Annotated in this window: 12 protein-coding genes and 1 pseudogene; 10 read left to right on the forward strand and 3 right to left on the reverse strand. The window is 70.3% G+C overall.

Annotation, left to right across the window (positions count from 1 at the left end):
* Positions 1-153: pseudogene (locus ASF58_RS27025) on the reverse strand (sugar transporter); the annotation flags it as partial.
* A 240-nt stretch (positions 154-393) separates the two neighbouring features.
* On the opposite strand from ASF58_RS27025, the gene ASF58_RS09180 reads away from it, so the two are divergent.
* From ASF58_RS09180 to ASF58_RS09215, 8 genes are all read left to right on the forward strand, one after another.
* Entirely contained in the window at positions 394-1,767 is a 1,374-nt protein-coding gene (locus ASF58_RS09180; protein WP_244477242.1) for an alpha/beta hydrolase, read from the forward strand.
* 149 nt (positions 1,768-1,916) lie between these two features.
* On the forward strand, positions 1,917-2,471 hold the full coding sequence (locus ASF58_RS09185; protein WP_055950691.1) for a gluconokinase: 555 nt from the start codon (positions 1,917-1,919) through the stop codon (positions 2,469-2,471).
* Between the two features lie 16 nt (positions 2,472-2,487).
* A complete protein-coding gene (locus ASF58_RS09190; RefSeq protein WP_055950694.1) occupies positions 2,488-3,315 on the forward strand; it encodes a Cof-type HAD-IIB family hydrolase in 828 nt (275 codons plus the stop codon).
* A 213-nt stretch (positions 3,316-3,528) separates the two neighbouring features.
* A complete protein-coding gene (locus tag ASF58_RS09195) occupies positions 3,529-4,425 on the forward strand; it encodes a transglycosylase SLT domain-containing protein (RefSeq protein WP_055950697.1) in 897 nt (298 codons plus the stop codon).
* 351 nt (positions 4,426-4,776) lie between these two features.
* The gene (locus tag ASF58_RS09200) at positions 4,777-5,712 is read left to right on the forward strand and encodes a helix-turn-helix transcriptional regulator (protein ID WP_277996197.1); all 936 of its coding nucleotides are present in this window, start codon (positions 4,777-4,779) and stop codon (positions 5,710-5,712) included.
* A 240-nt stretch (positions 5,713-5,952) separates the two neighbouring features.
* The gene (gene cysE, locus ASF58_RS09205; RefSeq protein WP_055950704.1) at positions 5,953-6,810 is read left to right on the forward strand and encodes a serine O-acetyltransferase; all 858 of its coding nucleotides are present in this window, start codon (positions 5,953-5,955) and stop codon (positions 6,808-6,810) included.
* Between the two features lie 168 nt (positions 6,811-6,978).
* Positions 6,979-7,191, forward strand: coding sequence for a DUF3126 family protein (locus tag ASF58_RS09210; RefSeq protein ID WP_055950709.1), 213 nt, complete (start codon positions 6,979-6,981; stop codon positions 7,189-7,191).
* A 143-nt stretch (positions 7,192-7,334) separates the two neighbouring features.
* Positions 7,335-7,664 carry a hypothetical protein gene (locus tag ASF58_RS09215; protein WP_055950713.1) on the forward strand — a complete coding sequence of 110 codons (330 nt, stop codon included), beginning with the start codon at positions 7,335-7,337 and terminating at the stop codon, positions 7,662-7,664.
* 108 nt (positions 7,665-7,772) lie between these two features.
* Here ASF58_RS09215 and ASF58_RS09220 read toward each other — a convergent pair whose 3' ends face one another.
* Complete coding sequence (locus ASF58_RS09220) at positions 7,773-8,459, reverse strand: transglutaminase-like cysteine peptidase (RefSeq protein ID WP_055950716.1); 687 nt, start codon at positions 8,457-8,459, stop codon at positions 7,773-7,775.
* 204 nt (positions 8,460-8,663) lie between these two features.
* Complete coding sequence (locus ASF58_RS09225) at positions 8,664-9,290, reverse strand: transglutaminase-like cysteine peptidase (protein ID WP_055950719.1); 627 nt, start codon at positions 9,288-9,290, stop codon at positions 8,664-8,666.
* 333 nt (positions 9,291-9,623) lie between these two features.
* On the opposite strand from ASF58_RS09225, the gene argS reads away from it, so the two are divergent.
* Together argS and ASF58_RS09235 are read left to right on the forward strand one after the other, a co-directional pair.
* Positions 9,624-11,372, forward strand: a complete 1,749-nt coding sequence (gene argS / locus ASF58_RS09230; RefSeq protein WP_055950984.1) for an arginine--tRNA ligase — start codon at positions 9,624-9,626, stop codon at positions 11,370-11,372.
* A gap of 30 nt (positions 11,373-11,402) precedes the next feature.
* Positions 11,403-12,872, forward strand: a complete 1,470-nt coding sequence (locus tag ASF58_RS09235) for an SPOR domain-containing protein (protein WP_055950722.1) — start codon at positions 11,403-11,405, stop codon at positions 12,870-12,872.
* The last annotated feature ends 132 nt before the right edge of the window (positions 12,873-13,004 follow it).

The raw sequence follows: 13,004 nt of genomic DNA on the forward strand, positions 1-13,004 counted from the left end.
GTAGCGGGCGAACGTCCCCTCGCTCGTCGCGATGTCGGCCCCCTCCACCACCGCACCCGTCGTCGGTCCGGCCGCAGGGAGGAGCGACGAGCAGCCCGACACCGTCAGGGCGGTGCCCAGAACGGTGCAGAGGGCCAAAGGCAGTGCGCGCATGCAGGATCGCCTGTCGGTTTCTCTCATGGGCTGCCTAGACCATCGCCGGGTCGCTGTCCGTGGCGGCCGGGACACAGTCTCGCGGTGAGCGCCCGTCACCCGCCCGTCGTCCCCGCTACCCACGTCTATCCCAAAAAATCGTGTCCGACACGATACTTGAAAGGAGCAACGCGATGTGCGTTCTCGTCGGGACGGCAACTCTTGATTTGCCAAACCTGGGTTTCGGCCGAATCGGATCCGATGACAACGTCGTTCGACTACACACCTCCTGGACTAGCCCAGGGTGTTCCGGGGCCGGTCCGACGACGGCATGTCTTTTATCTTCCGGGTTACGATCCTGAGGGCAGCAGCCGCTATCGAATGCTGTTCGTGCGCGAGTTGGCCCGCTACGCCAAGCGCTTCGGAGAGCCGAAACGCACGGTCTCCGGCGCGAATCTCAGCGCCGACGGGCTGGTTCAGAGCTGGCGCGTGGCCGGCCAGCCCGCCACGCAGGGTGCCGAGACCACCTACGACGTGCTCCTCTGGGACGACATCGTCCGCGACGACTTCCGGCGCCGGCGTCCGGTCAGCGTCGCCCTCCTGGTCTTCGGCACGCTCCAGACCATCGTCTCCGGCCTGATGCTGCGATTCTACCGGCTGAACTGGAAGTACGGCAACGTCATCCTCTATCCGCTGGTGATGGTCCTGCTCCTCGCCCTGTGCACCCTGGCCATCGCCGCCTTCGTGCATGCCCATCTGGGGACGGCCTTCGGGCACAGCCTCGGGTGGCCGCTCTGGGTGACGCTGCCGGCAGGCCTCCTCATCGGCCTCGCCTGGATCAAGGCGATGGAAGCTTTTCTCAATCGGATCTTCTTCTGGCAGCTCCTGAACGACTGGGTCTTCAACTGGCAGCACGGACAGGGCCGACGGCCGGATTACGAGCGCCGGCTGGAGGCCTTCGCCGGGCATGTCCTCGCGCGCTGCACCGCCCTGGCGGCCAGCGACCCGCTCGACGAGATCCTGATCCTCGGCCATTCCTCGGGAGCCCTGAGCGCGGTGGAGGTGACCGCCCGGGTGCTCGCCCGCGATCCGCATCTTGGCACCGGAGCGACCACGCTCGCCCTCGTCACCCTGGGGTCCGGCCTGCCCCTGGTGGCGATGCAGGGCATGGCGAAGGGGCTGCGCTGCGAGATCGCCAGTCTGGTGACCTCGCAGCGCCTCGTCTGGGCCGACTTCCAGGCCCCCCAGGACTGGATGAACTTTCCCGGCTTCAACCCGGTGGTGCACCTGACGCTCGACCTTCAGGGTCGGACGGTCGCCAACCCCCTGGTGCGCTCGGCCCGGTTCCGCGAGATCATCAGCACGGAGACCTACCGGAAGGTGCGCTGGCGTCCGTTCCGGATGCACTTCCAGTTCCTCCTCGCCAACGACCGGCGCGGGTACTACGATTTCTTCGCGATGACCCTGGGCCCGCAACGGCTGCGCGAGCGGGCGCTCGATCCCGTTCTGCCCGGCCCCGTCTCGACCGATCCCGCCTCGCCAAATCCCGCCTTTCCAAATCCCGCCTTGCCAAATCCCGGTTCGCCAAGTCCCGGTTCGCCCGGCGCCTGTCCGAGCACGCCGCTCGCCTCCTGAGAGCCGGAAAACCCGCCCTCGCCCGGCATGTTTCCGCACAGCCTCCAGGCGCTGCGGCCTGCTATGAGGGCGCGGCCTGCCAAGAGGCCGTGGCCTGCTAAGAGGCCGCGGCCGGCTTATCCGAGGCGGCCACCAGGAAGGGATGCACGATGTCATCAGGCCAGACTCCCGCACCGGGCGGCAGGCCCATGGTCCTCGTGGTGATGGGCGTCTCGGGATCGGGCAAGAGCACGGTGGCGTCCTGCCTCGCCGAGCGCCTCGGCTGGACCTTCGTCGACGGCGACAGCTTCCATAGCCCCGAGCACGTGGCCAAGATGCGGGCAGGCCACCCCCTCGACGACGACGACCGTGCCCCCTGGCTCGCGGCGATCGGCGCCTGGATCGACACGCAGCTGCAGCAGCGGGCGACCGGCGTGGTGGTCTGCTCGGCCCTGCGGCGGGCTTATCGCGACGTGCTGGTGCGCGGCCGCGCGGAGGTCCGGATCGTCTACCTGGAGGGCGACCGCACCCTGATCGAGGGGCGCCTCGCGCGCCGGCAGGGGCACTTCATGCCGGCGGGCCTTCTCGACACCCAGTTCGCCATCCTGGAGCCGCCGGCCCCCGAGGAGAACGCGGTGGCGGTGGGCGTCGATGCGCCCCCCGAGGCCATCGTCGCAACGATCGTGGCCCGGTTGGGATTGGGGGAGGGCGCCCCGCAACCCTGAGCCCCCTCCGGATTCCATGCCCCTGTCCTCCGAACCGACCCCCGCCGCGATTGCCCTGGTGATCTCGGACGTGGACGGCACCCTGGTGACCACCGACAAGAGCCTGACGCCCGCGACCCGGGCGGCCGTGCGGCGGCTGGAGGCGGCGGGCATCGCCTTCACCATCGCGTCGAGCCGACCGCCCGTGGGCCTGAAGTCGCTGGTGGCCGAACTCGGGCTCACCCTGCCGATGGGGGCCTTCAACGGCAGCACCCTGGTCGCCCCCGATCTCAGCCTCCTGTCCGAGACGCTGATCCCGGCCGAGGCCGCCCGCGCGGCCGTGCGGCGCTTCGCCGAGGCCGGTCTCGACACCTGGGTGTTCGCCCGTGGGCAGTGGAACCTCACCGATCCGCACGGGCCCTATACCGACCTCGAGCGCCGGACCCTGCAGGCCGAGCCGAACGTGGTCGCGGATCTCGAACCGCTCCTGGACCAGGCCGCCAAGATCGTCGGCGTCAGTGCCGATGCGGCGCAGCTGGAGGCCTGTGAGGCGGAGACCGCCGCGGCGTTGGCGGGACGGGCGGACGTCCATCGCTCCCAGGCCTATTATCTCGATGTGACGCCCCCCGGCTCCGGCAAGGCCGCCTTCGTCGATGCCATGAGCCGGCACCTCGGGATCGACAGATCCCGGATCGCAACCCTCGGTGACGCCGCCAACGACGTGCCGATGTTCGCCCGCAGCGGATTCTCGGTGGCGATGGGCAACGCCGCGCCGGCGGTCCAGGCCGCGGCCCGGGCCGTCACGGCCACGAACGACGCGGACGGCTTCGCAAAAGCCATCGACGAATTCATTTTGCGACGCTGAGGCAGCCTTAGCCCCGCCGGCCGCACCGCACCGCGAGGCCCTTGGCAACATTGGCGAATCGCTTCAGACACAATCCGGACCGGGCTGCGGCGACTGTGCCATGTGCGACACAGCACATGGGGAAACGGTCACGCTCGACCCGCCCGAGCCGCTTTCCGGCCTCAATTCGCCCGGACCTTGACCGTCCAAGAACAAGGACGATCCGGGTCTCCGATGAACCAGCGCTTCCTGCTCCTCGCCGTCGCCGCGGTTGCCATGCCGTGCGGGATGCTCCCGCCCGGCGCGGCCCTGGCCCAGGGTACGGCGGCACGGGACAACATCGATGCGCTGATCGAGCAGCAGGCCAAGGCCAACGGGGTGCCGTCGAGCTTCGTCCATCAGGTCGTCAAGCGCGAGAGCAACTACAACCCGAACGCGAAGGGTGGTAGCGCCCTCGGGCTCATGCAGATCAAGCATGCGACCGCCCGGGGCCTCGGCTACCAGGGGGATGCGGCGGGCCTGTTCGACCCGCGGGTGAACCTCCGCTACGGCATCGCCTACCTCGCCGGCGCCTACCGGGCCGCCAGGGGGGACATCGCCCAGGCCTATAATTTCTACAATCGAGGCTACTATTACGCCGCCAAGCGCCTCGGCATCGAGACCAGCGTCCCCGACGATCTCGAGACGCCGAGATCCGGCGAGGCCTTCTCCAACGCCTTCGCCCGCGCCGACAGCCCCGCCGTCATCGCCGCCAACACCGCGCTCGCCTACGCGCCCAGCCCCGCCGCAAATGGCGTTCCCACTGAGACCGTCGCGGTGCCGCTGCCGCCGCGCAGGCCCGCTGCCCTCGCCGGGCTCGGCGCGGTCGAGGTCGCGGCCCTGGCACCGGCCGACGCCGCTGCCCCGGCCTCCGCAGCGGCCATCAGCCCCCATCCCGGCATCGTCCCGGGCATGACCCAGGCGGGCGCCCAGGTCGACGCCGTCTTCACGGAGGCGATCGAGGTTCCGCTGCCGCCGCGCCGTCCGTCGGCGCTGGCCCTCGCCGCGGTCAACCGGCCGGTGGTGGCGAAGAAGGCGCCGGTGGCCGGCACCGTGCTCGAGGCCTCGGCCCTGCCGCCCGCCGCGCAGTAGGCCGTCCCCGCCCTCGTGCTCCCCCACGCGGCGTTTGCGCACAAGCCGGGCTCCGGTCCGGCCCCGCCGTCACGGCTTCGAGGAACATCCCGCGGCTGATTCTCCGGGTTTCCCCCGTTCTGGTGGCCGTGACCGCTTGCGTCGGAGCGCGCCTCGCCTCACATGGTGCAATGCGAAGCGCCGGGCTTCGGCGTGGTTCGGCACGATCATCGCAACGACCCAGGAGCGTTGTTCCGACGTCGGATCTTCGGATTGTTGCTTTTTAACACATTCGAAACGCCGAATCTGGGCATAATATTTCCACATCCGTGAGCCTAGCTCCGGGATCGACCGCCTGTTGTGGCAACCTGCGTGCGGGCTTCGGCCCGACCGCGAACCGAGGAAACGGACGACGGCATGGCCGGCGCGGTAGAACAAGAATCGACCTTCCTGGCTGATCTCGGCCGGCGGGTTCGTCATGCCCGGACCGTGCGGGGCCTGTCGCGCAAGCTCCTCTCGCAGACCTCCGGTCTGTCGGAGCGCTACATCGCGCAGCTCGAGAGCGGGCAGGGCAACGTCTCGATCATCCTGTTGCGCCGGGTCGCCAACGCCATGGGCGTGCGCCTCGACGACCTGATCGCCGGGCAGGAGACCCTGCCGGACTGGCACGTGATCCGCGATCTCCTCGGCAACGCGTCGCCGGAGCAGATCGCCCTGGCCAAGGGCATCCTGTCGGGCCAGTCCTCGGCCAGCGGCGAGGCGCCACAGCCGCGCGTCGCGGTGATCGGCCTGCGCGGCGCCGGGAAATCGACCCTCGGCCGCCGGGTCGCCGATCGCCTGGGCTGGACCTTCGTCGAACTCAACGCCGAGATCGAGCGCGAGAACGCACTCTCGGTGAAGGAGATCTTCGCGATCTACGGACAGGAGGGCTATCGCCGCCTGGAGCAGGCGGCCCTGCGCCGGCTCACCGAGCATCCCGGGCCCCTCGTGCTGGCGACCAGCGGCGGCATCGTCGCGGAACCTCTGACCTACGACCTGCTGCTCCAGGCCTTCTTCACGATCTGGCTGCGGGCTCGGCCCGAGGAGCACATGCAGCGCGTGCGCGACCAGGGCGAACTCACCACCACCGGCGACCACCCCTCGGCCATGCAGGAACTGCGCGCCGTCCTGGCCAGCCGCGAGCCGCTCTACGCCCGCGCCTCGTCGGTGGTCGACACCTCCGACGTGCCCGTCGATGTCATGGTCGACCGCCTCGCCGAAGCCATCGAGGCGCGCTTCGGCACCCTCGATCACCGCCGCAGCGCCTGACGGTCGCGGCCCGCGCGATCGGGTCGGTCGCCGCGCGGCCTTGATCGGGCGTGCGATGCACACCAAGCTATGGGACATGCGGTCCGGAGCGGTTTTGTTCTGCCGGCCCGCGTGACGACAGACATACCCTACTGGAGCGGCGCGGGGCGGGGCAGGATCCCGCCGACGCGGCACGACCTCCACGTCGACTCGCGGTATACGCCGGCCCGCCGCGACGCGCCCGGCCCAGAGGAGGACCCGATGTCCGCCAGCCCCTTCCCCATCGCCGCGAAAGGCGCCGAACCGCTGGCGGTGTGCGATCCGATCTGGGCGCGCCTGCGGGCCGAGGCCGAGGCGATCGTCCGCGAGGAGCCGCAACTCGCCTCGTTCATCGTGGCGACGGTCCTCAATCATACCTCCCTGGAGGGCGCCGTGGCGCACCGCGTGGCGGCCCGCCTCGGACACGCCTCGCTGCCGGCCGAGCTCATCGCCCACGGCTTCTTCGAGGCGATCACCGCCGAGCCGAGCCTCGGCCAGGATTTTCGCGCCGACATCGCCGCGGTGCTCGATCGGGACCCCGCCACCAGCCGGGCCATCGAACCGGTGTTGTACTTCAAGGGCTTCCACGCGATCCAGGCGCATCGCCTCGCCCACTGGTACTGGACGGCGGGACGGCGCGACCTCGCACTCTACCTCCAGAGCCGGTCCTCCGAGGTGTTCCAGACCGACATCCATCCGCAGGCCCGGATCGGGCGCGGCATCTTCCTCGACCATGCCACCGGCCTCGTGGTCGGCTCCACGGCGGTGATCGAGGACGATGTCTCGATCCTCCACGCCGTTACCCTGGGGGGCACCGGCAAGCAGGGCAGCGACCGTCACCCCAAGATCCGCCACGGCGTGATGATCGGCGCCGGTGCCAAAATCCTGGGCAACATCGAGGTCGGGGCCTGCGCCCGCATCGCTGCCGGTTCGGTGGTGCTGCGCCCGGTGCCGGCCAACACCACCGTGGTCGGTGTGCCCGCCCGCGTGGTCGGCACCGCCGGCTGCGCCGAGCCGTCGCGGGCCATGGACCAGCTCGTCGCCATGGATCAGTTCATCCACATGGCCGAGGGCATCTGACGGCGCCCCCGGCATGCCGATATCGGCTCGGAGCCCCGCTTGCCCATCCCCCGATGGCGTGGCAAGCGGGGGCCAGCCCGGCCCCGGCCGCCGCCGGCAGGCTCACGAGGCCGCCGCGCGCGACTGGCGATGAGCCGGAAAACGACCCGAACGCGAGAGGCGATCAGCGTGAACAAGACCGACATTGTGAAGGTGCAGGATTACCTCCGCCGGACCTTCGCCAACACCAACATCCGCCTCGTTCCCCGTCCCAAGAAGGACGATTCGGCGGAGGTCTATATCGGCGAGGAGTTCCTGGGCGTGGTCTCGGTCGACGACGAGGACGGCGACCGCTCGTTCAACTTCGCCATGGCGATCCTGGACATCGACCTCGAAGACTGAGGGCTCCCACCTGCCGCGGGGCCCTGCAGGTCGCACCGGCCTGTGCGTGGATTTAACCCTGACGGCAGGAAACCCTTAACGTTTCGTAAACGACGCGGCACAGTGGACGCCACATCGCCTCTCGATGGTGGAGCGTTCGCGTCATGACCCTCAGCCCCTCGGCCCTCGACTCCCTGCAGACCCTCTGCGTCGGCCTTGCCCTCTCGGGCCTGCTCGCCAGCGCCTTCGAACTGTTCACGGAGCGTCGCGCGAGCTTCAGCCTGCTTGAGCGCGGCGGCGTGACGGCCGTGGCGGCCCTGCCGATGCTGGCCTTCGGCGCGCCCTTCATCATTCTGCGCAACACCGTTCGCGGCCGCCGACTGGAGCGCCGCCCGATCCCCTTTGTGATGATCGCCACGATGATCGCCTGCGGCTGGAGCCTGATGTCGGGCCGCGTCGCCCTTGACCTCGCTCACCTGATCGCGGGCGTCTGAGCACACGCCTTCCTGTTTCGAGGCCCTGGCCAACATCTGGACCGCCGATACACGAAAGGCCGCCCTGGAGGCGGCCTTTCGCGCGTACAGCGATGGCGGGATCCGCCCTCAGCGATTGGCGGTGGCCACCGGGGACGCCCCGCCGTTCAGGGTGACCCAGGCCAGACCGTCCTGCCCCTCGCGCTTGATGAAAGTGTAGCCGGTGCGGGGGCCGGACAGGACCGCGTTGGTCTTGTTGTCGAGGATCAGGTCGCCGCGATCGGTGCGGACCATCAGCACCGCGTGGCCCTCGCCGATCTCGTCGATGACCACGGTCATGCGCAGGGCCCGGCGCGGAAGGCCGCGCTCCACGAGCATCCGGCGCTTGAGGAGCTGGTAGTCCTCGCAGTCGCCGAAGCCGTCGTCGGGATAATCCCAGCGGTCGACGACCCCCCAATGGGCGAGGTCGGTGATCGGCTTGATCCGGGCATTGACCCGTCGGTTGACCCGGTTGAGCAGGTCGCGGATGCGCGGCGTGAGGGCGATGACGGCGGGCTGCGTCGTGTCGACGGCGCATTCGGCGGGCATCCGGGCGCAGAAGGCGGTCCAGGCGGCGACGGGGCGGGCCGGGACGCCTTCCTCGAGGGCCGAGGCATCGGGCAAGGCCGCGACGGTCTGGGCCTCGGTGCTGGCGCCACCGATGAGCAGGATGGTCCCGACGAGGCCGAACTGCAGCGTGCGGGCGAAGCGTCGCCAAAGTCTTCCGCGCGGCCCGTGCGGCAGTCCCTCGACGCTTCGCAGTCTCGCGTGCCGCATGCCGGTCGCCCTGCCATCCCCTGGTGGAGCGACAAGGTTTACACGGGAACGATCCGGGCTCAATCGGAAAGTTAAACCCGCGTTAACGCGCACTGGGGCGCATTGGTTCCACACAGGTTCGTGCGACGTGAGGATGCCGACGGATCGTGCCGCGCCACCGGAACGGCCGGTGCTCTCGAGCCCGTTCGGTCTCCGCCGAGATGCTCAGCGGTTGGCGGTGGTGACGGGCGAGGTGACCCCACCAAGCGAAACCCATGCCACCGTATCCGCAGACTCCCGCTTGATGAAGACGTAGCCCGTCCGGTACCAAGCCAGGATCTCGCTGGTCTTGTTGTCGAGGATGAAGTCGCCGCGGTCGGTGATCAGGGTCAGCACCGCGTGGCCCTCGCCCTTCTCGTCGATGACGACCGTCATCCGCATCGCCCGGCGCGGCAGGCCGCCCTCGGCCAGGAGCTTGCGCTTGAGCAGCTGGTAATCCTCGCAATCGCCCGAACCGTCCTCGGCGAGGTCCCAGCGATCCGGTACGCCCCAATGCTCCTGGTCCGTCACGGCGTGCAGGGACTTGTTCACGCGACGGTTGACCGCGACGACGGTGTTCCAGATGGCCGGGGTGAGCGCGATGCGGTTGGGCTCGTTCGCGTCGATCGCGCATTCGGCCACATAAAGCTGGCAGAAGGCGGCCCAGGCCGGCAGCGGACGGGCCTCGGCCAGGGTCAGGGCGGCGGGGGAGGGCGTAGGCAGGGCCGCCAGAGTCTGGGCCGTCGACGGACCGGACGTCAGGACGGCCAGCACCGCGAGCAGGATCAGCGCAATCGTCTTCGTCCGGTCCATGGCGGCGTCCTCACGTCCTATGCCGCCAGGGTGCCGCCGTGGGACCTGTCCCGCGCTGAAGCCGATCCGTGCAATTTTATCGATTCGCCGGCGGGATTGCGGCTCTCGCGCGACAGGCCGAATGCGCCGTCTCGGCGATGGCGCGAAACGGCGCGGTTCCGCCAACCGGCCGGTAACCGTGCTTGGAGAGGGGTCCTTCACGAAGCGGAGCGGGCGGGGCCGCCGTGACACCTGGGAGCGCCCTTGCTATGCCGCGGCCTGGGCGAGGGGGCGGAGCGTTCCCCGCGGGACGGACGTCCCCGCCGAGCCCCGGACATGGAATTTTACGGCACCATGAACATCTTCGCCACCTTCGAGGCCCGCGTGCGCGGCGCCGTGCAGGCCCTCATCCAATCCGGGCAGCTGCCCGAGGGGCTCGACCTCGCCCGGGTGGTGGTGGAGCCGCCACGGGATGCGAGCCATGGCGACCTGGCCACCAACGCCGCGCTGGTGCTGGCCAAGGAGGCGAAGACCAACCCGAAGGCCCTGGGCGAAACCCTCGCCGCGGCCCTGCGCGCCGACCCCGACGTGACGGAGGCGAGCGTCGCCGGTCCCGGCTTCATCAACCTCCGGCTGGCCCCGGGCACCTTCCACGCCGTCGTCCGGGCGGCCCTCACCGCGGGCGAGGCCTACGGGCGCGGCGCCATGCCGGGGGGCCGGGTCAACATCGAGTACGTCTCGGCCAATCCCACCGGCCCGATGCATGTGGGCCACGGGCGCGGCGCGGTGTTCGGCGACGCCCTGGCCAACCTGCTCGTGGCGGCCGGGCGCGACGTGACGCGCGAATACTACATCAACGATGCCGGCGCGCAGGTCGACGTGCTCGCCCGCTCGGCCTTCCTGCGCTACCGCGAAGCGTTGGGCGAGCCGGTCGGCCCGGTGCCGGAGGGGCTCTATCCGGGCGACTACCTCGTACCGGTGGGCGCCCGGCTGGCCGAGCTCCATGGCCGTGCCCTCCTCGACCAGCCGGAGGCGGAGTGGCTGCCGACGGTGCGGGCCTTCGCCATCGCGGCGATGATGGACCTGATCCGCGACGACCTCGCCCGGCTCGGCATCCATCACGACGTGTTCTTCTCCGAAGCCACCCTCAAGGAGGAGGTGCCCGTCCTGCTGGCGGAGCTTCGCCAGAAGGGTCTCGTCTACGAGGGGCGCCTGCCGCCGCCCAAGGGACAGCTGCCCGAGGACTGGGAGGATCGCGAGCAGACCCTGTTCCGTACCGTGGAGTTCGGCGACGACGTCGACCGGCCGCTGCTGAAGTCGGACGGCTCCTTCACCTACTTCGCCTCCGACATCGCCTACCACCGGACCAAGATCGCCCGGGGCGCCACCGACCTCATCGACGTGCTCGGCGCCGACCACGGCGGCTACGTCAAGCGCATGCAGGCCGCCGTGAAGGCGGTCAGCGACGGCCGCGCCACCCTCGACGTGAAGCTGTGCCAGCTCGTGCGGCTGCTGCGCGCGGGCGAGCCCGTGAAGATGTCGAAGCGCTCCGGCGAGTTCATCACCCTGCGCGAGGTGGTCGACGAGGTCGGGCGCGATCCGGTGCGCTTCATGATGCTCTACCGGAAGAACGACGCGACCCTCGACTTCGACCTCGCCAAGGTGGTGGAGCAGTCGAAGGAAAACCCGGTCTTCTACGTGCAATACGCCCATGCGCGCTGCGTGTCGGTGTTCCGCCAGGCCGCGCAGGCGATGCCGGGCGAGAATTTGTCCCGGGCCGGCCTCCTGGGCGAGGCCGACCTGTCGCGCCTCACCGATCCGAGCGAGGTCGAGATCATGCGGCTGATCGCGCAGTACCCGCGCGTCCTCGAGGCGGCGGCCGGCGCCCATGAACCGCATCGGGTGGCGTTCTACCTCTATGAACTGGCCTCGTCGCTGCACGGTTTGTGGAACAAAGGCAAAGACTTGCCGCAATTACGGTTTATTAATCCTGACGACCGAAACTCCACACGGGCTCGATTGGCCCTCGTTGAGGCGTTGCGGGGCGTTGTCGCCTCCGGCCTCGCGGTGTTGGGCGTCACCGCGCCGGACGAAATGCGGTGAGGTGATCTCGGCGTGAAGAGGGATGCTGCCATGACGACGAACGCTTCGCGGGCGACGGTCGATTTCGACGCCTTTGCGCGGGATCTGCAGCAGCCTCCGGCGCCGGCCCAAGTGCCCGTCCAGGGTGTTGCGCCTGTCCAGGCTCCGGCTGCGGCCAAGGCCGACCCCCTGGCCGAACTGGCCCGCATCGTCGGGCAGGACGATCCGTTCCGCGCCCTGCTCCAGGCCCGCGATTCCCGCGTCGATGCGGCCGCGCGGGGCCGCATCGAGCCGAGCTTCGGTGACGGTCCGGTCCAGGCCCGCTCCGCCCAGGTCCAGGCTCACACACCCGTTCATGCCCAGGCGCCCGCGCACCAGGCGGCTCAGCAGCTGGCCTCGCCCACGGACGCCTTCGACCAGTATCTCGCCTCCGTCGATCACGGCGCCTATGCCGATTCGCAGGGCGCCTATCCGGACCCCGACGCGGCCGAATTCGCCCCCAACGACGCCGATGACCGGGTCCGCTCCCTGGAGCGGCCGCGCAAGCGCAACCGCCTGGTGTCGGTGGGCGCCGGCCTCAGCGTCCTTGCCCTCTGCGTCACCGGTGCCCTGGCCTGGCGCGGCCTGCACGGCCAGTCCGGCAGCAGCGGCGGCGTCCCCACCATCCTGGCCGACACCGCGCCCCTGAAGATCGCACCGCAGAAATCCGATGGGGTCGAGATCCCGGACCAGAACAAGCAGATCTACGAGCGCACCGCCAAGGATGGCCAGATCCGCATCGTCAACCGCGAGGAGCAGCCCCTCGACGTGGCCCAGGCCGCCCGGGCGGCCCTCGGGAACGGCGAAGGCGGGGCGACCCCGGGCAGCGCCGCTCCGGCAGCGGCCCCGCAGCCGGCCCAGCAAGGCGGCCTCGGCGATTCGCTCGGTGAGCCCCGTCGGGTCCGTACGGTCTCGGTGAAGCCCGATACGCCCCCGCCGCCGCCCCAGCGCGAGGCGTCCGCCGAAGCCACGACACCGTCGGTGATCCCCACCATGACCCTGCCGGGCGCCACCAGCGACGGCGCCAGCGCCAGCCCGTCCCTGCGCCAGCGCGCGACCCGGCTGCCGCCTCCGGTGGCGACGACCCCGGTGGCCGAAGCGCCCGCCGCGGCCCCGCCGGAGCCTGCGCCGGCCCCCGCCCCGCGCGTCAAGGCGCCCCAGCGCGTGGCCGCCGTAGCCCCCGAGGCGACCTCCGCCATCGCCGCCCCGCCGCCCGTCGCGGCAGCACCCTCCGCGGGCGGTGGCGGCTACGCCGTCCAGCTCGGCGTCCGCACCAGCGAAAGCGAGGCCCAGGCCGCCTTCCGCCAGATGCAGGGCAAGTACAGCCAGCTCTCCGGCCAGCCGGCCCTGATCCGTCAGGCCGAGGTCAACGGCAAGACGATCTACCGCGTCCGTGTCGGGCCCCTCGGCAAGACCGAGGCGACCAGCCTGTGCACCCAGCTCCAGGGTGCGGGCGGCCAGTGCTTCGTGGCCAAGAACTGAGGTCCAATCCGGGCCCCTGAAATGACCGGGCGCCGGCGCGCGCCCGGTCGCCCGGCCGGGCGGCGAGCGCGGCGCCTTCCGGGAGCCCATCCCACCCTGTGGCCACCAGGCCACGCGTGCGTTCTCCCGTGC

Origin of the sequence: Methylobacterium sp. Leaf125 (assembly GCF_001423085.1) — a bacterium.
In the GTDB taxonomy this organism is placed as follows: Bacteria; Pseudomonadota; Alphaproteobacteria; order Rhizobiales; family Beijerinckiaceae; genus Methylobacterium.